The following is a 23,556-nucleotide window of genomic DNA, read 5'->3' as shown; positions in this document are numbered from 1 at the left end:
GTTTATAGAGCAAACAAACGCGAACACGTTTGGGGGTCTTGGTCCGTTTTCTCTTGCTTTGGATTCGAATGATAACCCGCATGTACTTTTTAATACTGTTTCAGGATATGTTGGTCACGGCAATAATGTTATAGACTTGAAATATGCATACGCACAATCCAACTTTGAAGAACATGAAAATGAAAACTGGGCAACTATTGGGATTATATTCGCTATAACATTAATAGCTTTAATAATGGCATTAATGCTCATTCATCGAAAAAAAGCATTACTTCATCTTTTCTGAAAATATTCGTTCTTTTTATTTAATGTAGAAGGGCATATGATGTTAAAGGTGAAAACATGACAAATTATGGATATAATAATGAACCACAGGGCGACCTGCAAACAGGAGACACCTTTAATGGATACAAGGGAAATGGAAAAATGTCTTTTGCATATAATGCACCTGATAAACCTGCAGCCATAACTGTTGCAGGCAACAATGTGACAATCGAAAATCTATCAATATATCCAAATCTGGATAGAACTAGTCAAACTGCGATAGAAATTAAAAAAGGAGTAAAAAACTGCAAAATTCAAAACGTAATGATTTCATATTATAAACTAACAGGTTTACCAAAATATACCTTTGGAAAAGGTATAGTGATTCATCCTACCGAAGCAGGACATACTTTAAGCCATATTCAAATGGGTGGAGGCAATGACGGCGGAGCAGTCACAACTGGAATTTCACTAGAAGACAGCGGAAATTTTAATTTTATAAGCATAGTTGATGTTGGAATTAACCTTAACAATGCCGGAAATTCTGATGCGGGAATTAAACTTTGGGGAGGTACACTAAATAATTCATGCATCGTATCTAATACTTGGCTAAAAGCCAATGCAGTTGATGCATGTGGGATACGTATAAGCGGTGCAATAAAAAATTCTTTTATCAAGCAAACCACAGAACAATTAGACGGAGTTTCAGCTGGATACGGAATGGTGCTAACACCGAATGCATCTGTAGGAACTCATGTAGCTACAAAGGGCAACTTCATATATAACATCAAAGTTGGAAATCTTTCAGCGCAAATTCTTAACCAGATAAGTCCGTCCATACCCAGCAACGACCTTGATATTTACAATTTAACGGTTTAAGGAGTGTTTAAAATGGAAACAATAACTAATAATTGTCATGTCTTTAGTGAAGGCACAACAACCGTCAATAAGACAATAGAGCTAGAATCTAACGGCATTTTACAAGGTGTTGACAGCAGATCTTCCATTATTCATTCTACAGCAAATCCAATTATTCGAGTGCGAAATAATGCGCATTGCGAATTTGGGAAAAATGCGTTGCTTGAAAATATTGTTCTTGAAGGCGATAACTCGACTACGTCTCAGATTGCAATTGAACTCAACGATGTCAGCAGATGCAACATCAACAATGTGTCGATTAAAGATGTTGATGTGGGTATGCGAATTCGAGCTAACACTGGCAATTCATCGGAGTCAAATGCGATTGAACACGTTCAGATGGAAAATGTGACTAAGGGTATCCAGTTCTACAGTAACGGTTCTGGAACTTTTAACAGTACCCACATCGATGGTGTATCCATAGCTCTTGCTGATCAGGAAAACTTGGTGGGCATCGAAGTTGGCACAGACTGCACTTTGACTACACCGCACATTTTTGCCAGTGTAATCTCGACGCAGAACTGTACAGGCATGTACATCGATGGAACAGTAAACGGCGAATTTATACAGTTTAGTCATACAAAGAATTCAGCTGCTATTGGTGGTGTTGGAATATCGCTTGGGGTTAATGCGAGTGTTTCTGATGAGTATGGGCATTTCTTTGTTAGCGGCAGAAAGCTTGGGGCTGTTTTGGATAATCCGTATTCGAAAACGAATTATATTGTTGAGAGTATGGATGCGTTACCTGAGGGTTGGGTGTGCTCTAAATCTTTAGACGTTTTTGCTGGCTCTGGTGCAGGCACAGATTATCAGGTGATCCTTAAAGCGTACTATGGCAGCGGAACTGATGGAACCGAAACCCTAAACGAAGAAACCATAGCCAAATTCTACTGCAACAGCAACTGCCGCACCGATTTTGGCGACATAAGATTCTTGCCAAGCAACAGCACGACCCCCTACACGTACAAACTATGCAGCAAAGTTGACGGAGAATGGGCGGTTTTTGCAGTAAAAATATCTGAGGATTTGGATGTCAACCAAACAATCCGTGCAGCATATAACAACCCTGCCGCCGTTGATGTAAGCTCTGATGATGTATTCATAAATAAAATCGACAATGTTGTAGGTGCTTGGCCACTAGATGAAGAAGACCAAGAAGTCGACCCATTAAATATTGATCTTTCACAGTTCACAGCAGTAACAAATGGTAGCAATAACTCGTCTTATGGTATAGATTATGACACAGAAACAAGAGTATTTACTATCGATAATTCAAACAACGATAGCTCAGTTTGTATATGGAAACGTTATTCACCGACACCATTAGACTTATCGTACGGGTCGGTAATAAGAGCAAAAGTTATCGGAACCGGTAGCAATCAAACATACGGTATTCTTTTCACAAGTCATAACGAATCCACAGCGTGGTATCTTGCTGATACTGATAGTGTAAGATACAATCTGGTTGATGATTTCGTGGGAGAAAAAACTATAGTATTCGACAAAAGTAATCCCACTGTAGCTTATGGAAGTATTAACTGGTCCACAGTTTATAGAGTACGAATTTCTTGTAGTCCCACAGCGACTGCCTCTATAACATTTCTAAGCTTGAAGCTCGATGAGGGTGTCCCGGCGATAGATTACAGCGGTAACGGCAACACAGGTACCGCAACAGGAACATCAATAACTGATAGCAAATGGATAAACAGAAACGCAAGACAAGCATATGACACTAACAAAATAATGCTAAGTTCATCAATAACAGCATTTGGCACTAACGCATTCTCAATGTGGGGGTACGTGTATATCACTGCTTATCCTGCTTCGGGTGGATATTTAACTCTTATCGGAGGTTCTAATGCGTATGCACCAGCTTTGGCGATATTCAGCACTTCTGGAAATCTGGTTCTAAATCAAATGGCTATTTCAACTACAGGGTCAGGCTTGTCCGTGCCTCTTAATCAATGGGTTTTCATCGGTGTAACCTGCACAGGGTATGATGGTACAGCAACATTTTATGTTAACAAAACATCTGTTTCAACACCTATGTCTGGAAGCACTACTCCATTTAGCTCAGGTAATAACGGTTTAGGAACATATCTCGCTAATGCAGACAGATACTTTATAGGAAAAGAAGCAGGTATTGGAATTGCAAACGGTGTCTTATCAGCAGTTCAAATGAATGCTCTTGCAGATTATTATTCAGACGCATCATTGATTGAAAGTTTTATTTGTGTTCGAAAATGGGCTACGACGTCGCTACCGACCTTTGGCGAATGGAGTGTATAACTAAGGCTCAAAAACAGCTATTCAGAGGATTTAAATTGTGTATTTGATCGTGGCTCTTTAAGAGCACGATTTTTTATTTTTCAGATTCTTAGTTTTTCTTCTTATCAAAATAAGAAACAATAGGTCCGACCTTTTTTATGATTTTGTGGTTCTTTAAAAGGATGAGGACAGAAGGTCTTAAAAGTAGTTAGTTAAACATGCCTGTTCTGGGTGATTGGTTTTCACTTTTGATTCTCTGGTTTCTTTCTCAATGAAAAATCAGGGGATAGTTAATAAATAAAGGGGACCGGCTGCTTTTTTATTAGGTCATACGACCAGGGTTTTATGGGGATTTTTTTTGGGATTACATGATGAAGTTTTACTTTTCCATCCAAATAAACATCATAACAATGTTTGCGGGCTTGCAGACAATATCCAAAATCCTCGCTGGACCCCGCAGGCTGCACCGGATAAAAATTTATGCGCTTATCCTGAATTATTTTTCTGCTAAGACACAGACAACCCGCTGAAGTCATCATTGGTTCATCCAGAGGCATTGTGACTTTTTTCTGCATGATGTATTGTCCTGGTTTTCCCCATGCTTTCCACTTTGATGCCACAAACAATCCCTGTGGAAAAACACGCAAATACGCGCCGCCGACTATGTCTTTGTTCCAAGCTGTTAGTTCCTCAATTAACTCGCGGGTTTGAGGGTAAACGTCGCTGTCCAAGAATATGGCAAAATCCGGGTCAAACCGCCTCGCGAACGTCAAAAGAAGCTGACGCACATGCGCAATCGGGTCATACTTAGTGTCGCTGACTGCTACGGCGTCCTGTTTGAACCAGAGCCTCATCACTTTGTGCGGTCGTTTAAACTCCCAAACCCGCTCCAGTGTGTCATCAGTGCTGTTGTTTTCAGCAAAAACATAGAGGTCGGGCTGCGGCTTGAGTTTGTAGAGAAAACTAAACAGGGAAGACAACGTTTTGCCGCAGTTGTACACTGGAATAAGCATCAGGGTTTTCATATTCATTGTTAAAGGCAGGTTTGCAGGCTTAAGGGAGACGAAAACTTACCGAAACCACCTCTACAACCAATCAGAACAAATTAGAGAATGGCGGGTCCGGTGGGATTTGAACCCACGATCTCCGGCTCCGAAGGCCGACACCTTAATCCGTGCTAGGCTACGAACCCCCGCAAATCAAACAACAAGATAAAGGAGTAACATTAAAAGATTTATGGCAATTTCTATTAAACCCGTCTAACACGCAGGCTTTATTCCCTATGGCAAACCGACATAAACATCATTCGCTCCACTTTGCTGTTGTCTTTATTGGTTACCCATACCTCATCAGCCAAACCCGCCGTCACATCAACCCGCTCACCTACACCCGAAGGAAAAACAACAACAAGATAGGTGTCCGCTGGCAAACAGCCACGCAACAGTGCAACCCGCCCACGCAACCAACCCAACATAAGCTTTGAGCAGCACTCAACAGCAACCACGCCATCCTCATTTCTCGCCAAAACCTTAACAAACACCCTCTGTCCACCAAAAGACAATGGCACCTCAAACTGGGCATCCCGAAAACCCCGATGCTCCCAAAGTTTCAGCGCCGCCACAACCTTCAACTGCTCAATGAGGGGAGAGTTTTTACGGTTCACGCGATAATTTACCCTGAGTTCATGCGGTAGGTTAGATGTGATTTGAGTTTTTTCCATTTTCTAAGCCTTCTGTTTTTATGCTTAGTGAATATTACGCCTAGACGTTATTTCATCCAAGATACAATATAAGCTTTGCGCATATTAAGCTTAGAGAAACTTATGCTTCGCGGAGAAAAAACCAATTAAACATCAAGTGCTGACTTGAAGGTGATAAAGATGTCTTCCCCAGTGGACCGCTTTGACGAATTAACGGCAGTCATCCGAGTAATACTATTCCTAAAAAAACACCCCAAATCAAACATCTCAACAATAATCAACAATGTCACAGCAGGCCAAAAAGCAGTCTACTCAGCCAAAAAATACCTACAAGACAACAACCTCATAGAAATCGAAACAAAAACAACACTACCCTACAACGACATATTCTCATTAAACGAACAAGGTCAAAAAATAGCAGAATACTTAGAATCAATACAAAAAATTCTTGACACATAGCCCGTGCGTCTCAGTTCATAGTATCAATCCACTTTGAAGCGTTTTTTGTTTGTTTATTATGGGTGGTTGGGTGCTGGTTTGGCTGCGGGAAACGCAACCTTTGTTGCTTAAAGTTGTTGTTTGGGTGCGTTTTTCACCAACCTATTAGGCTCCAAATAGTTGATGAATGCAGGTACCTTAGAGGGGAGAGGTAACGGGTGGTGTTGGCGTGCGTTTTTTGCAGTTCGTATGGCGGGTTGTTTTTCCTAAGAGGGGTAGGTCACTAATGGGTGCTTCTTTGTTCAAACCGCATGGATTTTTTGTTTAGCCACAGCCAAATTTTGCGGGGTTCCATTAAATAATCCATATATCCCGCTCAAAACCCTAGATTCAAGGAAGATTATGTACCGAACTGGTGTTGCCAGCTTACCTTTGCACGGTGGAAAAGCACCCTCATGGCTGACCGTGCGGATGCGAAAACTCGCCAAAGAAATCGCAAACGTCATCATCGAAGAGCAGGGCACAACCCGTTTCATTGAGAAACTCTCTGACCCTTACTGGTTCCAAGCATTAGGGTGCGTTTTAGCGTATGACTGGCACAGCAGCGGCGTAACCACCGTAGTCACAGGCATACTGAAGGGTGCACTCTCGCCACAGGAACATGGCATAGCAGTTTGCGGCGGAAAAGGCAAAACCAGCAAAAAAACCCCCAGCGACATCGTAGCAGTGGGTGAAAAATTTGGTTTTTCTGAGGACACAATTGACCAGTTAACCTACACAAGCAAAATAACCGCCAAAGTAGACAACACTGCCATACAAGCGGGCTATCAGCTTTATCATCACGCTTTCTTGATAACAAAAGATGAGAAGTGGGCGGTTATCCAGCAGGGCATGAGCGCACAGGACCGCACAGCAAGACGCTACCACTGGCTCTCCGACCAAACCCTAAACTTCGTGGTTGAACCCCACAACGCCATCATAGGAACAGTGCGCAGAGAAAAAGCCCTCAACATGGTCTCAAAACAAAGCGAAAACGCCAGACACGCATCAGTCGATTTAGCCAAGGACCCACCACGTAAACTCATGAACCTCATCCAATCAACCATAAAACCAGCCGAACAGCGTAGTCTACGAGATTTTCTTCCCGCAAACCCTGACCCATGGCAGCAATCGTACCAATCTTTGAGTATGCCTCGAAACATTAACTGGGACACACTAAACAGCCTCTACGAGTTCCAACCCGACAATTACGAGGAAGTGCTCGCGGTAAAAGGCGTGGGGCCCGCCACAGTAAGAGGACTAGCGCTTGTTGCTGAATTGATTTATGGCGAAAAACCCAGCTACCACGACCCCGTAAAATTCAGCTACGCATACGGCGGCAAAGACGGCGTGCCTTTCCCTGTTGACCGCAAAGCCATGGACCAATCCATTGATATCCTAAAAAGCGCTGTGCAGGAAGCAAAAATTGGTGAGAAAGAAAAGTTGCATTCCCTGCAGAACTTGCGTAGGTATATGCCTGTGTCGGCTTAGAAGGATTGTGTTTTTTTGTCAGATTCTTTAAATATTAATAATTATTTTAGGGAAGGGTATGGCTCAAATATTTGGCGGAACAACCGAAATCGTCATCGTTATAGTAATCGTGATTGTAGCTGTGGGTGTGCGCTTATATTTGATGAGAACTCCCGGGTTAATGCGTGCCCGATGCCCCAAATGCGGCATTGTATTTGATGCATCCCGCACTTTCTCAGGTGTGCACATTTTGCATCTGAGGAATTTAACGTGTCCTGCCTGCGGAAAAACCAGCTTCATGAACTCATACGTAAAAGACCCAATCACCTGGCCAGCAACAGAAACAAAACAACCGCAAACATCAACCATTTCAGAAGAAGAACTGGAAGAAAAACGCATCGAAGACTCCAAATACGAAAAAGCATAACCCGCCAAAGGATAAACCATAAAAAACCAAGCCGCCAACAAGATATTATGCAACAAAATCTTAAACTAAAAATTGGCGCAGCCGCTGGAATCGCCACGCCCATAGTAGCTTTTGTCTGTATCTCAGTTGCCATAGCTTCTTATCCAGCTTTTAACTGGGAAACCAATGCACTAAGTGACCTTGGCGTGGTCTCAGGTATTACGGGTCCAGTTTTCAACTCTGGCTTAATTGTAGCAGGGATTTTGGGATTCTGTTTTGCCACTTTTGGATTATACACATATTTCACGTCACACTTGGGCAAGGCGGGAAGTCTTTTGTTTGCAGCCGCCACAGTTGCCCTAACCGCCATAGGCATATTCAACGAGAACTTCCACCCCACCCACTACATTGTTTCTGTAGCATTTTTTGTGTTGGCACCTATCGCGCTTTTTGTTCTTACTCTTGCGTTGTGGCTTTCACGTCAGCGCAGGATGGCTGGCTTCACGGTTCTGCTGGGAATTGTTGCGGCAGTGGTTTGGGTTTTAGAATTCACCCTTCACTTTGTTCCTAACGTGGCTATTCCTGAAACAGTTTCGGGGTTGGCGGTTTGTGCTTGGACATTGGTGATGTGTAAAAAAATGTTAAGCAGAGGCTCAGTCTGACTGGCCCGTGCTCCACTTTTTGAGTATCTTGTAGCCTGCAAAAATGATGATGGCAATAACTACAACCAGCGCAACGACGGCGATTATTGTTCCAAAAATGTTGGCTGCAACGTTAGGTTCTGGAGTGGCTGATTCGGTTTGGGCGTTAACGGTGACAATTAGCAGGGTTGCATAAAGCAAAATGGCTGCCGAGGCAGCGGTTTTTTTCATTATTTCACCAAGTTACTGGTTGCTATGATTGATTTAAAAGCTTTGGTACAACACTCTCCAGACCAAAACAAGCCAGGGGCAAGCATATTTGTGTCCTAATAGCCAGCTCCTGCAGAAGCCTAAGAGAGGATAGTGACTAATCCCTGCTCTTCCAATGAATGGGCGCCAAACCCATCTGTGCACAGCAATAAGGCAAAAAAACTGTATTGTAACCTTTCTCTTTAGCAAACTTGACCGCTTCTTCACTTGGAAACGCTATCCCATCAACCCCCGCCATCAACGCAAGTACGTCGGTTTCCTTGCGGTTTTTGCCTTTTGGACGCATACAACCCAAAACCAGCGGAACCTCAGGGAACATGGTGCGAGCGGCTGCGGTGACTTTGGCGATGTCTATAGGCGTGGGCGGTGGCGTATTTTGCATTGGGGTTTTGTGGATGGGCATAAATGCGATAATCACGACTGCCGCGGGCTTTATTTGCGCTATGATTTTGAGGGCTTCAAACTCGCCACTCAGCTTGCCGTTATCTAAGCCGACAATTACATGTGGAACAACTTTTAACCCCGCATCTTGTAGCGCTTTTAGGGAATCCTTGTAATCTTGAACTGTAACTTTGAGGTTGAAGACTTCCATTATGGTCTTATCTGAGCCAACAACATCAATTAGCACCGCATCAACCCCCACAATCCTAAGCAAATCCGCAGTTTCAGCATCAACAATTCCTGTGTGAACAAACACCATCAACCCCAACTCGCGCTTGACTCTGCAGATAACTTCCATGAATGGTTTAAGCGGCACCGACCCATCAGTCAAACACCCCCCACTGATTAGCACTCCCTCTGCACCGTCAGCCCTAAGTTTTTTGCATAACTCCCATAGTCGCTCGGGGTCTGTTGCGGAGTGCATGGTTTCTAGGACTTTGCCTGCGCAGTGTTTGCAGTTCTGGCTACAGTTGGTGCCTGTTATGGAGATTGTTGGGAATGTGTTGGGTTTGGTGCAGTAATATTTGGTTTTGTAGTGGGTGAAGCTGGGCGCGTAGAAGCGGATTATTCTGTTTTTTTGGGCAAGAACACCTGAATCAAGAAGACTTTGGAGTTTGCTTTGACTGGATTCCCAAATTGTTTGGGGTGTAATCTGTGCCATAACTTTTCGGATGATTTGGAGGCTTAATACTTTTTGCTTTTACCTGCTACATTGAGCTTTTGTGCGTTGTCTATTGCTTCAAGACTGCACAGGGTTTCATCCGCAAGCTTTACGGTTGACTGAAGACGTTCAAGCAGGCGGGTGACTGTTAGGGTTTTTAGAACTGTAGCGCCTCTAGGAGTGATGGCGTAGCAGCATTTTTTGCCCATGATTACCTCGTTTACCAACTGGCTTTCTATGAGAAACTCCATTCTCTGTTGCAGAATCGTGCAGTCCATATTGCAAGAAAAAGCGATGGCAGACAGAGTTGATGGTTGCTCAGCTAGGGCTTTTAGAATTTCTTCGTAGGTTTCCAGCTTTGATTTTCTCATCAAGGACACAAGGTAACATTACTGTTTTTTTATAAAGCGTTTATGAATCATTAATCAACAAACTATGCTTTCTCGCTTTCCTCTTTCAAGTAGGCATCATGCTTTTCCAGTAGTGCACGGATTTGTTGGTTGACAAAATCATCAGCGCTCAAGTAGCCCGTGTCTAAATCTTCTATTGCTTGCTGCATCCGCTCGTACTCTTCTTTGGGCACTTCTATGCAGACGTATTGTTCTTTGGCGAGGTTGAGTTTGTTTCTTAGGGCGTCTCGGATGAATTCTTCTCTGCTGGTGTAGCCTAGTTTTTTGTTTGTTTCTACGAAGCTTTGAGTTTCGTTTAGGAGTTCTGGGGGTAGGGTGACGCTTGTGCCGAGGAGATTTTCAATGGCGTCGGTGTAGGTTTGCATTTTCATGGTTTGGGCGGTTATTTCTCCTAACATTGCGGTTAGTTTTTGGTGGGCGTCGTCGGATATGCGTAGGGTTTTCATAATGTCCCCTGTGTATTTGGTGGCGTAAAGCTAATAAAGCTTATTACGTATACCAAATATACAAGGTATAAGGAGTTTACAGATGAAGCATAACATCAGCATCACCGTCGACCAAAAACTCTTCCGAGAACTAGAAAACATCCGCGGCAGAGAAAAAAGAAGCACCTTCATCGAACACCTAATCGTCCTAGGCCTAAAAGACTACATAAACCAAACACAAACACGCAACACAAAAAACAACCCCCCAACCGCCCTACTCACAACAATACGCCAACTACAATAACCCCCACACAACCTAAACCAACATACAAATATCCCAATCACCTAATAATCAAACAACAGCGTCTTTTCAACGGATAACCAATGAACAAAAAAGACTTAATCATCATATTCAAACAAGCCCTAAAAGAATGGCTAAAAGACAACTCACCCCTCAGAGCAGGTGCCCTAACCTTTTTCATAATCCTACCCCTACCAACACTCCTACTAATAATCCTAACCATCTTCGAACAATTCTACGGCCAACCCCAATCTATCAACCTACTCATCCAACAAATAACTGCCTTCGCAGGACCCGCGGTCGCAAACCTTTTTAGTCAACTCCTCGAAAACGCCGCCTCACCCTTCTCATCCTTTCTTAGCTCCTTGTTTCTGATTCTTTTCACCTTAATTGGAGCAGTTGGTGCCTTTGCAACCCTGCGAGACAGCATTGATCTGATTTGGGATGTTAAACGTCCTAAAAAACAAAAACTACTATACAGTATACGCGAAAAAATCGGTCCATTCTTTCTGGTTTCTGCTCTTGGGTTGCTTGTTATTGGATGGGCGGGAGTTGCCACAGCATTATTTAGCATCATAAGATTATTCTCCATCAACCAAACCTTAACCTTAATCACCATAACCACCCTGCAAATTTTCCTGTCCTTTGCCCTCTCAACGCTACTCTTTGCCATAATCTACAAAATGCTCCCGCAGGCAAAAGTAGAATGGCGCGATGTTGTGCTGGCTGCAGTCTCAACTGGCATAGCCTTTACTGTGGTCAACTACATTTTAGGGACCTACATCCAAACCTTTACGGTAACTACTATAATTGGGGCAGCAGGGTCACTGATGATTATTCTTCTTTGGATTTTTATTCTCAACCAAATTGTGCTTTTCGGGGCAGAAATCTCAAGAGTTTATGCCTTAACCTTTGGTTCACAACGCAAAAAAGAACCTACATCACAAGAAAAACAGCAATCACAACAGCAACCCGAAAAGAAATCCGCACAAAGTATCGAGATAGACCTAAAAATCACTACACCCACAAAACAGCCAAAAAACCAACAGTAACCCAACAAACTAGCCCGTGTCTTTAATTACTTCATCTTGTTTTTTAACATGAGGCTTAACCCTTGATAGACATGCTTACTCTGCTCTTGATTTCTGTCGGCGTAGGCTTTGTTGGTTCTCTTGTAGGCTTGGGCGGAGCCAGCATGTTAACCCCTATACTGGTTCTTTGTGGGGTTCCAGTAAAAGAAGCAGTCGCAGCAGGAATGGTCGCCATCATCGCCACCTCAAGTGGCAGTGCCTCATCATTTGTTAAAGAAAAAATAGCCAACATACGACTCGCCATGTTTCTTGAAGCATTCACAATAGTTGGCGCCATCGTGGGCGCAACCATCACAGTTATCATCGCACCCATTTTCCTATACTTCCTCTTTGCAGGCTTTCTCTGCACATCCTTCATTAATGTCCGCAGCGCCCTCAAAGAAGAATACCATCCCCCAAAAACCCAAGACAAACTCTCCAAATGGCTGGGACTGCACGGAAGCTACTATGATGCATCCAAAAAACAAGTCGTAGAATACAAATCAACCAACTCGATTCTGGGCGGCTTAGGAATGTTTGTGGCAGGGGTTGCCGGAGGAATGCTTGGGTTGGGCGCAGGTGCATTCAAAGTAATCATACATGAAAAAATCCTAAAAGTACCCGCTAAAGTGTCCAGCGCCACAAGCAACTTCATAATCGGCATGACCGCGTTAGCCGGCGTGAGTGTTTACCTATTTTCTGGTTTGCTAAATTTAACCTTAATAGCGCCTATGGCTATCGGCGTAACAATCGGCGCGTCCATTGGCGGAAGATTCCTAAACAGGGTACCTGACCGTAACCTCAAAGTGCTCTTTATGGTGATTGTGGTTTTGCTGATTGTTCAGATGCTCTTTAAAGGAGTGACCTCACTATGAACGGGTCAGGTTTAGGCAATGGCGAATCCAAACTTGAAAACGCTATAAGCTACCTACTAATAATCGGAGTCTCAGCAAGCGTAATTTTTGAAATAATCGGCATCACCCTATACTTCCAATCCTACGGCAACCTACAGATTTCCCAAGCAAACAACGTCTACATCAGTGGGGAGAACTTTTTTGCCTTCATCTACCAAACCGTCACATCCCTATTTGCCAACGAAACCGCCCTAACATTCATGACCCTAGGCATCATAATCCTCATCCTAACCCCCTATATGCGCGCGATTGCTTCTGTGGCGTTTTTTGTTTGGGAGAAAAACAAGGCGTACATTTTGGTGACGCTGTTTGTGCTGGCCGTGCTTACAATCAGTTTAGCCTTGCATTAGAACGGAAAAGTTGATTGGTGGGCCGAGCCGGATTTGAACCGGCGACCTTTCGATTATCAGTCGAACGCTCCAGCCGTGCTGAGCTACCGGCCCCCAATTCCTGTGCGTGTCTGAAGTAAATATTGGTGTTGGTTTATAAGAATAACGGAAGCTGTTTGTGCCGTAAACCATGAGTTTGTAGGATTGTACCGTTTCTTTAGCGGTGGTTACTGGTGGATTGGTTTTCGGTATGAAAAGGAGTCATTGGTGACCTCCCCTCTATGGTTTCTGCATTGTATTTCTAATAGGCTCCAAATAGATGGGTTGCTGAAAAGAAAAAATGGTGGTTATTTTGTTTTGTTGGCTTTTTTGGCGCAGGCGTCGCTGCAGTATTTGCTTTTTTTGTTAAAGGACATGTAGGGTTTTTTGCAGACGGGGCATTTCTTTTGTGACATAACCTTTCCTCACATTATCATGTAGTGTTTTGGCTTTTAGGTTTTCTTTGAAAAGACTTATCTCTTAGGGCTACTTTTGCAATGCTTCGGGTCTTGATTATGGGAAACCTCAACGTAGCCGTTCTTGGCTCACCAAACTACAGCGCGTCACTTGCCAAAAAAGGAACCTCAACAGACATAACCCTCTATAACCTCAAACGAGGCGAAGACACCGTAACACTCATTGAACCCACACGGTATCCTGAACGTTTTGCACCACTGTTTTATGCGGTTTCCTTATCTACACGAGCTCTACTGGTGGTTGAGGAAGTCAACGCCAACTTTGGCGAATCCGCCGTACTGCTCATGTGCAGCAAAATCCAAGAAGGCTACATCATCCTGCGAAACTACCTAACCATAGACAAAATCGCGCCCTTCATCAAAGGAACTAAACTCGAAAAATACCAAGTCATCTCCGATGACCCAAACGCACTACGCGAACGCCTCCTAAATGATGCCTCACAACAAAAACCCGCAGAAACCAAACCCACAGGCACCGTGCCCGTTGACCACGCATTTAACGTGAAAGGTGTCGGCGTCGTAGTTCTAGGGGTGGTTGCAGGTGGTTCTGTGAAGAAGCATGATGCCATGAAGGTTCTGCCCGGCACAAAAACCGCGCAAATCCGCTCGATTCAGAAGCATGATGATGAGTTTGGGGAAGCATTTGAGGGTGACCGTGTTGGGTTTGCTCTCAAAGGCGTAACTGTTGAGGATGTGGAGCGTGGCGCTGTTTTAACCACTGATGCTAACGTGAAAACCACAAAAACCCTTACCGCGCCCATGTCGCTGGTAAAATACTGGCAAACTCCCATCAAGGAAGGAATGATTTTGCATGTTGGGTATTGGATGCAGTTTCTTAATGCTAAGGTGGAATCGGTTGCTGAATCGGAGGATTGGAGAACTACTACTTTGACGCTTAGTTTGGATAGGGAGCTTGCGTTTTTGTCGGGTGAGTCTGCGGTGCTGTTTTATTTGGAGGGCGGCAAATTGCGTGTTGCAGGAAACTTGACTCTTCCTTAATTTTTTATTTTTTTAATTGTTTGCTTGAACGTTGGTCAAAAAAGTTTGACTAACTTAAGTCAAGAAACTTTGACAAAAAATCTTATATATAAAATTAATCCATGCATAGAATCAGGGATTACATTGCAAAAATTCTGCAGATTGTTTGTTGCAGTTGCACTTGCATCATTGACTATGTCTCTTTTTTTTATTGTTCTGGTTAATGGTGCTGAGGTTGCAGGAAATTTTTGGGATGAACTTGAGCCCATGTCAACGGCTAGAGCTGCCAGTGTTGCGGTAGTTGGTGGGAAAATTTATGCTATTGGTGGAGGTAGCAATAGTGGCGCAGAAACTTTAAATGAAATGTATGATCCCGCAACTAATAGGTGGACAATAAAAACAGCTATGCCTCAAGCTGGGGGAGGGCCAACTGTGGCTTGGCAAGACAAAATTTACGTTTTCGCCCCATGTTTAACAATGGTTTATGATACAGAAACTGATTCTTGGGCAACTACTACACCGATGCCCACGCCAAGGTCATGCTTAACGGCAAGTTGTGTTGACGGAAAAATCTATCTTCTAGGCGGATTCAATGACACGTTTCTGGGAACACCTATCGGTTGCGATTTAAACGAGATGTATGATACGGAAACTGACACGTGGGCAACTATGATGCCAATACCGGATGGTAGCGTGTATGGTGTTTCAGCGGTTATTGATGGCAAAATTTACCTTGGTGGCGTGAGAATTTATGATCCACAAACAAACACTTGGGATCATGGTTCTGCTAATCCATACCAAGCTAACTATAATGCGGGTGGAGCAACAACGGGCACCTATGCTCCTAAACGATTCTATAATATTGGTGGTCTTTATGGGCATTCAAATACGATTTATGACCCGTTGACAAATCGTTGGAGCACAGGAGTCTGTATTCCTACGTCTAGGTTGCATTTGGGTGTTGCAGTGGTTGACGACCGCATATACGCTATTGGAGGCATAGACCCTAGTGGTTCAGGAACTGTTTATTCTGCTGCTAACGAGCGGTATACGCCTGCTGGTTATTATACGCCGCCAACTGCCATGTTTTCTTCTCCTCAAAACAATGTAACCTACCCTTCAAACAGTATACCCTTGCATTTTACAATTGAGGGCTCAGCGGAATCGTTGTGGTACAGTCTTGATGGTCAAGTCACTGTTTTGTTGGCGGGCAATATCACGCTGGATGGTTTGGTTGAGGGTGCTCATACTTTAACGGTTTATGCTAGAAATACTCAAGGGCAAAACGTTGAACTCCAATCAGTCACCTTTAGCGTTGTTTTACAAGATGAAAAACTTATGTTGCAACAGGAAAATCTGCCTTTGTCAGTGATCCTGTCAGGAGTGGGTGTGGCTGTAGCGGTAATAGTTGCCATAAGCATGTTGCTTATCTACAAAAAACACAACCACTAAATCGATGGTTCAATTTTTCTGTTTGGGGTTGTTGAGTGCTTTATTTTGAGAAATGGCAGTTGTGCTGTTGTTTTATTTTGGGGGTGGTACGTTGTGTGCTGTGGGACATTAATTTTCTAAACTTTGCTTTGTAGCTTTTAATCGTTTGCTTGAAAGAAAGCTTTAATTTGATTTATGTCTTAGTGGTATTTGTCGATTTTTGGTGCATTTATATCAGATATTTGGTGACGTTTTTGTCATGTGACGACCCAAACGAGGTTGAAAGACGAAAACTTCTGGAAATAGTGAACAAAAAATTCAAGCTCTACATTGTGCTTGCAATAGTCTACGGCGTAGTTTTCATAAACTACATTGACTTGGTGTTCGGGGGAAGTAGTGGCTACCATTTATGGCTAATTCCCATGTACTTTTTTCCCTTCTTTGCCCTCTCCGCCCTAAGTTTTAAGCGAAACATCAGACTTACCTTGGCTTTAGGCTTAATTGCCTCGTTGATGAATGATATATTTTATGGTCCCGTTGGTTACCTTTTTGGCAGCACCCGAATCCCTGATTTAGGTCTTTACTTTACTCATTGGTTTATTCCAAGTAACACTTTCCTTTTCAGTTTAAACTTGGGCTTCACTGTTGTGGACGTTTACTCATGGATGATGTCTCTTACAATCTACGCAAGAATATTTCTTATCTTTGTTCTTATTAGGGCTTGGAAGATTAGAGCAGACGAAAAATGTGTTGATGGGCAACTTGTGCGAAAGAAAACCCGTTCTAAATTCTGGGATGACCTTATAGACAAATACTAAAGCTCACAAGAAAACCTGATCACCCATCTTTTTACGTAAGAAACTCATTTTTTTGGGTACAACCGCTTTGGTGTAGCTTAATGTTTTTTAGATGATGCTTTGGGGAACTTTTATGTAACAGTCACATCACAAAAGTGTATCAATCTCGTAAATTTGAGAGGGACACGCTTGGACGGCAAATACTGGAACCAAAGTATCGAAACCCAATCAAGACAAGAAATCAAAAAACTCCAGCTCAAAAAGCTCCAGCAACAAGTAAAACACTGCTACAGCAACAGTGCTTTTTATAAGAAAAAATTTGACGGTGTCAACCTAAAACCCGATGACATCCAATCACTGGATGACTTAGCAAAAATCCCCTTCACCATAAAAAGTGACCTAAAAGACAATTACCCCTACGGAATGGTAGCTGTTCCCTCAGAAGAAATCGTTGAAATCCACGCATCCAGCGGAACCACAGGCAACCCAATTGTTGGTGCCTACACAAGAAGCGACATGGACATGTGGCAGGAGCTTATGGCCCGCTCAATTTTTACTACAGGAGCAAGAAAAACCGATGTAATGCATATTGCTTATGGTTATGGTCTTTTTACTGGTGGTTTAGGTTTTCATTATGGTGCTCAGAAGTTGGGTGCAAGAATTGTTCCTGCAAGCGGTGGCATGACTCAGCGTCAAATCAAACTTATGAAAGATTTAGCTGTGACTCTTCTGGCTTGTACTCCCAGTTTTGCAGTTTACTTAGCTGAAACAATGGCGCAGGAAGGCGTTAATCCACAAGTAGACCTTAAACTTAGGCGTGGAATGTTTGGAGCCGAACCTTGGTCAGATAAAATCCGTGAACGCATCGAGCAGGTACTTGGCATCCAAGCCTATGATATTTACGGCTTAACCGAGTTGTGTGGTCCCGGTGTTTCTATTGAATGTGAAGCTCATGATGGCTTGCATGTTTGGGAAGACCAATTTATCGTTGAAACAATTGACCCTGACACAGGTGAGGTTTTAGCGGAAGGCGAAGAAGGAGAACTTGTATTCACAACCCTCACCAAAACAGGCATGCCCATGCTCAGATACCGCACCCGCGACATATCCAAGATACAAACTGAAAAATGTGCTTGCGGACGAACCCACGCCAGAATGATGAGAGTTACAGGACGCTCAGATGACATGCTCATAATCAGAGGCGTAAACGTGTTTCCCAGCCAAGTCGAATACGCCGTCATGTGCTTCTCAGAACTTGCCACTCAATACTTAATTGTTATTGACCGACCCGGCGCGTTGGATACTTTTGTGGTGAAAGTTGAGCTTTCAGATACAGCCTCAAAAGACCCAACAGTTGACCAGAAACTTCTCAAAGCCGAAATCCAAAAACGCATCCACATAGTCACAGGAATCTCCGCAGACGTACAAATTGTCAATCCAGGTGAGATTCCAAGAACCGAGGGCAAAGCCAAAAGAGTGCTTGACCTACGTAAAGGCAAAATGTAGAGAAACCACTATGACTTCCAAAATCGCAGTTGACAAGCCAGGTACATTCGCCTTGCTTAACGGAGACGAAGCAGTGGCAAGAGGTGCCGTAGAAGCAGGCATCAAAGTTGCAGCTGCATACCCTGGAACGCCTTCAACTGAAATTTTGGAAGTTCTCGCAGAAGCAGCCAAACAGCTTGATTTTTATGCAGAGTGGAGCGTTAATGAAATTGTTGCGGTAGAAGTTGCTGCGGGTGCTGCTATGGCTCAAATCCGTTCAATTGCCAGCATGAAACATGTTGGATTAAACGTGGCTGCTGACGCCGTAATGACACTTGCCTACACTGGCGTGGAAGGCGGAATGGTTATCGCGGTTTGTGATGACCCCGCCCTGCACAGTAGCCAAAACGAGCAGGACACCCGATACTTCGCAGTTCATGCAAAACTGCCTCTGCTGGATGCTGGCACCCCCCAAGAAGCCCTAGACATGGCAAGGGAAGCCTACGAAATCAGCGAAAACCTCAAACTCCCAATAATTCTGCGATTAACAACCCGCGTAGCCCACGGAAAAGCCCGCGTAAAAATCGGTTCCATCCAAAAACTGGCGCGTCAAGCCGAATTTGACAAAAACGGTTCACGATGGGTAATGGTGCCCTCAAACGCGATACGTCAACACCGCATTTTAGAAGAACAATTACAAAAAGCCAAACAACTCTCAGAAAACTCCCTCTTTAACCAGATTGAAGACAACCAAAGCGAAATCGGCATAATCGGAAGCGGAGTAGGTTACTATCACGCCCGCTCAGTATTAGACACCAAAAAATTTAACTGGCTAAAACTGGGTTTCGTTCACCCCTTTCCCGAAGAAACAGCCAAAAAATTCGCTGCACAAGTCAAAAAAATCATAGTTATCGAAGAACAGCGTCCTTATATCGAGGAAAACTTGCAGCGCCTCAAAATTGACGTTATTGGGAAAAATATGTTGGGGCTCTCTGAAATTGGTGAGTACACAACTGATAATGTTCGTGCCGCATTTGCAAAACTTGATTATACAACCTCGCCACAAAAAGTTCAACCCATAGAATTGCAGCCTAGACCACCCGCGCTATGCCCCGGATGTACCCACCGCGCATTCTACTATGCCCTAAACAGCCTAAGACAATACGTTAACTGTGACAACGAAAAATGTGTAGGCTGCGACATCTGCGAGTACACCTGCTCATGGACCAAAGAAAAAGTCTTCAACCCACTTAAATCCCGCATCCGCTCCGTCCGTATCGGGCAAATCCTTAACATGGCAACAACCTGCAAAGCCTGCCCCAACCCAGCATGCATCGCTGCCTGCCCAAAAAAAGCCTTATCCAAAACCCCCACTGGCAACATCCAAGTAAACCAAGACAAATGCAACGGTTGCGGCTGGTGTATTGAAGCCTGCGAATACGGCGCCATAACTCTGCACCCAACCACACGCAAAGCCCTCGTATGCGACGGCTGCAACGGTGAACCCGCCTGCATAGATACCTGCCCAGAACACGCTCTCAACCTCGTGGGTCAGTCTCAAGACAAAATCGTCACTGGAGACATCGGCTGCTACACACTCGGTGTCTTGCCGCCTGTAAGCACAGTTCAAACATGTCTTTGTATGGGTGCAGGAATTTCTCAAGCCGCTGGAATGTTTCATGCGGGTGTTAAGGACAAGGTTTTCTCAGTTATTGGGGACTCCACGTTTTTCCACGGCGGCATGCCCGGATTGCTAAACATTAGCTATAACCGCTCAAACGTGTGCGTAGTAATTTTAGATAACCGCGTAGTCGCCATGACTGGTCACCAACCCACACCCGGCTCAGGAAAAACCGCCATGGGCGATGACGCAAAAATCGTTAACATAGCTGCTATCGCCAAAAGTCTTGGCATAGAAAAAGTCGTAACCGTTGACCCCTACGACGTAAAAAGTACCCTTACTGCACTAAAAGACATAATTAAATACGATGGACCCTCCGTTCTAATCTCCCAGCGCCCCTGCCCCCTAAAAACCGAACGGGGAACACCACGCGAAGTCCAAGACAACTGCACTGGCTGCGGCGTCTGCGTAAAAAACTTCGGATGCCCCGCCATCAGCCTCAACAGGGAACATGCAGAAATCGACCCCGCCCTATGCAGTGGATGCGGAGTCTGCGAAACCGTTTGCCCTTCAAATGCCATAAGGAGTAAGCAATGATGACGTTTGACCTTGTTTTCTCTGGCGTTGGCGGACAGGGCGTTGTAGTGTTAAGCGATATTTTCTGTGAAGCCGCAATGCTTGACGGGTTTGATGTGGCAAAAGCAGAAATTCACGGCATGGCACAACGCGGCGGCTCAATTATGGCTTATGCACGAATCGGTGACAAAGTCGAATCCCCACTCATTGAAGCATGTAGTGCGGATGCGGTTGTGGGTTTTGAAATTTTGGAAACCGCACGAACATTACCGTTGCTTAAAGCGGGTGGTACGGTTGTGGTGAACATGAAACATATCCCCCCCACAGGCATATCAACGGGTGTGAAGCCCAAAAAACCCGACGAACTTCTCCAACTAATCCAATCCCAAGCAGGCGCCATGCACAAGGTTGACGGTTACGGCATCGCCCAGCAACTGGATAACATACTCGTAGTCAACACAGTGCTCTTGGGTGCGTTGTCGGCACTGCCAAACGTGCCAGTCTCACGGGAATCTTTTGAGGCGGCTATGGCAACACGGCTAAAACCCAAATACCTCAACGTTAACCTGCAAGCTTTTGAGCTTGGCAGAGAAAGCATAAAACAATAACACCCATCAACAAATCAATAGAGGAAATTGCATGAAAGACACTGACCATTTCGCAGAAGAATTAGGAATCCAACTACTTGAATCCAAAGACGGATACGCCAAAGTCCAACTAAAAATAGCAAAAAAACACACCAACGCGCATGGATTCACACACGGAGGCGCAATTTTTTCGCTGGCAGATTACGCCTTTGCGCATGCCTGCAACTTCGGCGATAACGTGGCGGTTGCGTTACAAGTTAGCATTAATTACCTCAAGCCATCCGTGGAAGGCGACCTTTTAACGGCGGAGGCAACACGAGTCAGTGACGGCAAAACTACGGGGCTCTACCAAGTCACCGTGAAAAACCAAGAAAAAACCGTTGCCCTCTTCACGGGTTTAGCATACAAAAAATAGGCTATCAAGCCAGATTCAAGACAAACTTCTTGGTTTGTCAATAATATTTTTATGTATGCCCGCCTTTGTTTGTGGGCGGATTGCGCTGGGGTGGCCGAATCGCTGAGGCGGTAGCCTGCAGAGCTGCTTTATATGGGTTCAATTCCCATCCCCAGCTCCAACAATTAACAATTTATTATAATGGGTCTCTGGGTTCTTGGAGGCAATATTCTACAAGTTCATTAATGTTAGCTGTTCCAACACACATAACAGTGTCCGCAGCGCCCCAATAGATTTTCAATGTACCGTTTTCTTCAGGGATTGCTCCACAGCAAAAAACCACGTTAGGGACATATCCTACGCGTTCCCATGGGTCCTCTGGTTCTAATATCCAGCGGTCGCCCACTCCGATGATTTTTGAGGGGTCATCTAAATCATGTAATGCAACCCCTAAACGGTAAACTGCTCCAGACATCGTTTCGTAAACACCGTGAAAAATATTCAACCAGCCCTTTGGAGTTTTAATCGGAGGCGCTCCTGGTCCTACCTTCATAGAGTCCCAATGATAAGTTTGAGGTTTTAGCACAATTTTAGATTGCCCCCACGAAACTAAGTCCTGTGAGTAACTGATCCAGATTGACCACCCCGTTAACTCTGTATGTGGTCTATCTAACCGAACATAATATTTTCCGATTTTTTCAGGAAACAAAACCACATTTCTCATATCTGGCTGAGATACGTATGCTAACCGTTCAACATCCATAAAATTCTTGGTTCTAGCTAATCCAACGCGGACTCCATATCGGGAGTAGGCGCTGTAATTAATCAAATAGTTTTCATCTATACGGGTGATGCGGGGGTCTTCAACTCCATATTCATCATAAATGTCTGAAGGCGTCATGAAAGGCTCCGAAGAAACCTTAAAATGATATCCATCATTGCTACGGGCTAACCCTAAAATGCTGCGACCGTTTAAGCGATGAGACCGAAAAACCATAATGTACTCATTTTGATACTTCACAACTGCAGCATTATGCACTGTAGCTACAGGATAAGGAACATCTTTTTTTGTTAAAATAGGGTTCCCTGAAAACCGAGTGATTATTTTTTCCATTAATCATTTCTCCGTTTCTTTTCTAATTTAAAAATTTGTTCGTACACTTTCTCGTACTTTTTCACCATGATTTCTGAAGAAAAATTTGTTTCCACTCTTTGGCGGCAGGCTTTTCGTGATATTTCAGGCATTTTTTTAACGGCTTTAACCGCTTGGTCAATATCTTTAACCAAAAAACCAGTCTGCCCATCCGCGATTACTTCTCGGCATGACCCAAGATCCATAGCCACCACTGGAGCGCCAGTAGCCATAGCTTCTACCATAACAAGCCCAAAACGCTCAGGAATGGTGTTCAAATGAAGAACCGCATACGCCTGTTGTAGCAGTTCGTTGCGTTCTTGATTGGACAAAACTCCCAGATATTTGACTGTGTCATCGTCGATGTGGGGTGCAATTTCTTTTTCAAAATAAGCTTTATCCTGAATAAAACCTGCCATAAGCAGCCGTTGCTTAGCTTTTTTAGCAACTTTAATTGCAAGGTGAAAACCTTTATCCGGATGAATTCTTCCATAAGCGACTAAGGCATTTCCTGGATTATCGGAATATTTGAATTCTGAAAGATTTATCCCATTATACACGGTGGCTAAATAATTTAATCTGGGGTTTCTATCTGAATCGCTGATAGAAACAAAGTAGTTTTTTCTATATTTTTCATAAACAGGTAGTATCTGCGGTGACGAGAAACCGTGAATTGTCGTTAAAACAGGAGTCGAAACTAACTTAGAACAGATTAGGGGCAAATAATCAAAGTGGTTATGTATCAGGTCGAATTCTTGGGCGTGTTCAAAAACTTCTGAAATATGCAGACAACTGGCAATCCGAGGGTCAACACTGGCGTCTTCTTCATAGCCTCTTGCGATAACTGAGGACAATTTCGCTGATGTTAGCGAGTCAGCTGTAGCAAACAGAGTTACATCCCAACCATTTGAAGCTAAGCCTTCTGTTAGATTGCTAACAACAGTCTCCCAAGCTCCATACATCCTAGGCGGGGTTCTCCATGCAACTGGAGATAACATGGCAATACGTTTTCGATGTTTTACCAAAAGAATCAACTTTCAAAAAAAGAGTACATACATTAGCAGTTGTAAGAGACT

26 protein-coding genes and 3 tRNA genes are annotated in these 23,556 nt (G+C 43.9%); 19 read left to right on the top strand and 10 right to left on the bottom strand.

From position 1 onward, the window contains the following. The 3 genes from NWF01_05750 to NWF01_05740 form a co-directional block, all read left to right on the top strand. The coding region (locus tag NWF01_05750) for a hypothetical protein (protein ID MCW4024522.1) at positions 1-286 on the top strand (286 nt) is incomplete at its 5' end. A 56-nt stretch (positions 287-342) separates the two neighbouring features. After that, the gene (locus tag NWF01_05745) at positions 343-1,143 is read left to right on the top strand and encodes a hypothetical protein (protein MCW4024521.1); all 801 of its coding nucleotides are present in this window, start codon (positions 343-345) and stop codon (positions 1,141-1,143) included. A 12-nt stretch (positions 1,144-1,155) separates the two neighbouring features. Beyond that, complete coding sequence (locus NWF01_05740; GenBank protein ID MCW4024520.1) at positions 1,156-3,471, top strand: hypothetical protein; 2,316 nt, start codon at positions 1,156-1,158, stop codon at positions 3,469-3,471. Between the two features lie 269 nt (positions 3,472-3,740). Here the strand turns inward: NWF01_05740 and NWF01_05735 are convergent, their stop codons facing one another. The 3 genes from NWF01_05735 to NWF01_05725 form a co-directional block, all read right to left on the bottom strand. Beyond that, positions 3,741-4,481 carry a glycosyltransferase family 2 protein gene (locus NWF01_05735; GenBank protein MCW4024519.1) on the bottom strand — a complete coding sequence of 247 codons (741 nt, stop codon included), beginning with the start codon at positions 4,479-4,481 and terminating at the stop codon, positions 3,741-3,743. An 82-nt stretch (positions 4,482-4,563) separates the two neighbouring features. Continuing rightward, positions 4,564-4,642 (bottom strand) — tRNA-Arg (locus tag NWF01_05730). Between the two features lie 81 nt (positions 4,643-4,723). Then, entirely contained in the window at positions 4,724-5,170 is a 447-nt protein-coding gene (locus NWF01_05725) for a hypothetical protein (GenBank protein ID MCW4024518.1), read from the bottom strand. A gap of 159 nt (positions 5,171-5,329) precedes the next feature. On the opposite strand from NWF01_05725, the gene NWF01_05720 reads away from it, so the two are divergent. The 4 genes from NWF01_05720 (at position 5,330) to NWF01_05705 (ending at position 8,164) form a co-directional block, all read left to right on the top strand. Then, entirely contained in the window at positions 5,330-5,608 is a 279-nt protein-coding gene (locus tag NWF01_05720; protein MCW4024517.1) for a hypothetical protein, read from the top strand. A 381-nt stretch (positions 5,609-5,989) separates the two neighbouring features. Next, entirely contained in the window at positions 5,990-7,117 is a 1,128-nt protein-coding gene (locus NWF01_05715) for a DUF763 domain-containing protein (protein MCW4024516.1), read from the top strand. A 58-nt stretch (positions 7,118-7,175) separates the two neighbouring features. Further along, positions 7,176-7,523 (top strand): hypothetical protein, encoded by a 348-nt coding sequence (locus NWF01_05710; GenBank protein ID MCW4024515.1) that lies wholly within the window; start codon positions 7,176-7,178, stop codon positions 7,521-7,523. 47 nt (positions 7,524-7,570) lie between these two features. Further along, entirely contained in the window at positions 7,571-8,164 is a 594-nt protein-coding gene (locus NWF01_05705; GenBank protein MCW4024514.1) for a DUF998 domain-containing protein, read from the top strand. Here NWF01_05705 and NWF01_05700 read toward each other — a convergent pair. The 4 genes from NWF01_05700 to NWF01_05685 all read right to left on the bottom strand — a co-directional run bounded on the left by NWF01_05700 (position 8,156) and on the right by NWF01_05685 (position 10,371). Beyond that, complete coding sequence (locus NWF01_05700) at positions 8,156-8,374, bottom strand: hypothetical protein (protein ID MCW4024513.1); 219 nt, start codon at positions 8,372-8,374, stop codon at positions 8,156-8,158. The two genes, NWF01_05705 and NWF01_05700, sit on opposite strands and share 9 nt — an antisense overlap. 136 nt (positions 8,375-8,510) lie before the next feature. Continuing rightward, on the bottom strand, positions 8,511-9,515 hold the full coding sequence (locus NWF01_05695) for a radical SAM protein (GenBank protein MCW4024512.1): 1,005 nt from the start codon (positions 9,513-9,515) through the stop codon (positions 8,511-8,513). A 23-nt stretch (positions 9,516-9,538) separates the two neighbouring features. Next, a complete protein-coding gene (locus NWF01_05690) occupies positions 9,539-9,886 on the bottom strand; it encodes a hypothetical protein (GenBank protein ID MCW4024511.1) in 348 nt (115 codons plus the stop codon). A 62-nt stretch (positions 9,887-9,948) separates the two neighbouring features. Continuing rightward, positions 9,949-10,371, bottom strand: coding sequence for a hypothetical protein (locus NWF01_05685; GenBank protein ID MCW4024510.1), 423 nt, complete (start codon positions 10,369-10,371; stop codon positions 9,949-9,951). Between the two features lie 82 nt (positions 10,372-10,453). Between NWF01_05685 and NWF01_05680 the strand changes: the two genes are divergently transcribed. From NWF01_05680 to NWF01_05665, 4 genes are all read left to right on the top strand, one after another. Further along, on the top strand, positions 10,454-10,654 hold the full coding sequence (locus tag NWF01_05680; GenBank protein MCW4024509.1) for a hypothetical protein: 201 nt from the start codon (positions 10,454-10,456) through the stop codon (positions 10,652-10,654). An 80-nt stretch (positions 10,655-10,734) separates the two neighbouring features. After that, on the top strand, positions 10,735-11,703 hold the full coding sequence (locus NWF01_05675; protein ID MCW4024508.1) for a YihY/virulence factor BrkB family protein: 969 nt from the start codon (positions 10,735-10,737) through the stop codon (positions 11,701-11,703). A 71-nt stretch (positions 11,704-11,774) separates the two neighbouring features. Further along, positions 11,775-12,596 carry a sulfite exporter TauE/SafE family protein gene (locus tag NWF01_05670; protein ID MCW4024507.1) on the top strand — a complete coding sequence of 274 codons (822 nt, stop codon included), beginning with the start codon at positions 11,775-11,777 and terminating at the stop codon, positions 12,594-12,596. After that, the gene (locus tag NWF01_05665; GenBank protein ID MCW4024506.1) at positions 12,593-12,985 is read left to right on the top strand and encodes a DUF1634 domain-containing protein; all 393 of its coding nucleotides are present in this window, start codon (positions 12,593-12,595) and stop codon (positions 12,983-12,985) included. Before NWF01_05670 ends, NWF01_05665 begins: the two co-directional genes overlap by 4 nt. A gap of 15 nt (positions 12,986-13,000) precedes the next feature. On the opposite strand, the gene NWF01_05660 is transcribed toward NWF01_05665, so the two are convergent. Beyond that, positions 13,001-13,078, bottom strand: a tRNA-Ile gene (locus NWF01_05660). A gap of 440 nt (positions 13,079-13,518) precedes the next feature. On the opposite strand from NWF01_05660, the gene NWF01_05655 reads away from it, so the two are divergent. The 8 genes from NWF01_05655 (at position 13,519) to NWF01_05620 (ending at position 21,529) form a co-directional block, all read left to right on the top strand. Continuing rightward, the gene (locus NWF01_05655; protein MCW4024505.1) at positions 13,519-14,478 is read left to right on the top strand and encodes an EF-Tu/IF-2/RF-3 family GTPase; all 960 of its coding nucleotides are present in this window, start codon (positions 13,519-13,521) and stop codon (positions 14,476-14,478) included. A 123-nt stretch (positions 14,479-14,601) separates the two neighbouring features. Next, positions 14,602-15,909 (top strand): hypothetical protein, encoded by a 1,308-nt coding sequence (locus tag NWF01_05650; GenBank protein MCW4024504.1) that lies wholly within the window; start codon positions 14,602-14,604, stop codon positions 15,907-15,909. Positions 15,910-16,142: 233 nt separating this feature from the next. Then, entirely contained in the window at positions 16,143-16,706 is a 564-nt protein-coding gene (locus tag NWF01_05645) for a hypothetical protein (GenBank protein ID MCW4024503.1), read from the top strand. Positions 16,707-16,874: 168 nt separating this feature from the next. Next, positions 16,875-18,191, top strand: a complete 1,317-nt coding sequence (locus NWF01_05640; GenBank protein MCW4024502.1) for a phenylacetate--CoA ligase — start codon at positions 16,875-16,877, stop codon at positions 18,189-18,191. Positions 18,192-18,201: 10 nt separating this feature from the next. Next, on the top strand, positions 18,202-20,388 hold the full coding sequence (locus tag NWF01_05635) for a thiamine pyrophosphate-dependent enzyme (protein ID MCW4024501.1): 2,187 nt from the start codon (positions 18,202-18,204) through the stop codon (positions 20,386-20,388). Next, positions 20,385-20,975 carry an indolepyruvate oxidoreductase subunit beta gene (locus NWF01_05630; GenBank protein MCW4024500.1) on the top strand — a complete coding sequence of 197 codons (591 nt, stop codon included), beginning with the start codon at positions 20,385-20,387 and terminating at the stop codon, positions 20,973-20,975. Before NWF01_05635 ends, NWF01_05630 begins: the two co-directional genes overlap by 4 nt. 31 nt (positions 20,976-21,006) lie before the next feature. Then, complete coding sequence (gene paaI / locus NWF01_05625; protein ID MCW4024499.1) at positions 21,007-21,369, top strand: hydroxyphenylacetyl-CoA thioesterase PaaI; 363 nt, start codon at positions 21,007-21,009, stop codon at positions 21,367-21,369. Between the two features lie 84 nt (positions 21,370-21,453). After that, positions 21,454-21,529 (top strand) — tRNA-Cys (locus NWF01_05620). Between the two features lie 15 nt (positions 21,530-21,544). Here the strand turns inward: NWF01_05620 and NWF01_05615 are convergent. Together NWF01_05615 and NWF01_05610 are read right to left on the bottom strand one after the other, a co-directional pair. After that, positions 21,545-22,462 (bottom strand): glycoside hydrolase family 130 protein, encoded by a 918-nt coding sequence (locus NWF01_05615; GenBank protein MCW4024498.1) that lies wholly within the window; start codon positions 22,460-22,462, stop codon positions 21,545-21,547. Next, a complete protein-coding gene (locus tag NWF01_05610) occupies positions 22,462-23,505 on the bottom strand; it encodes a glycosyltransferase family 4 protein (protein ID MCW4024497.1) in 1,044 nt (347 codons plus the stop codon). The genes NWF01_05615 and NWF01_05610 overlap by 1 nt, the downstream gene beginning before the upstream one ends. Between the last annotated feature and the right edge of the window lie 51 nt (positions 23,506-23,556).

This window comes from Candidatus Bathyarchaeota archaeon, assembly GCA_026014585.1.
Lineage (GTDB): Archaea > Thermoproteota > Bathyarchaeia > Bathyarchaeales > Bathycorpusculaceae > Bathycorpusculum.
The sequence above is the reverse complement of the archived record's forward strand: the minus strand, read 5'-3'. Positions and strand labels throughout refer to the sequence as shown.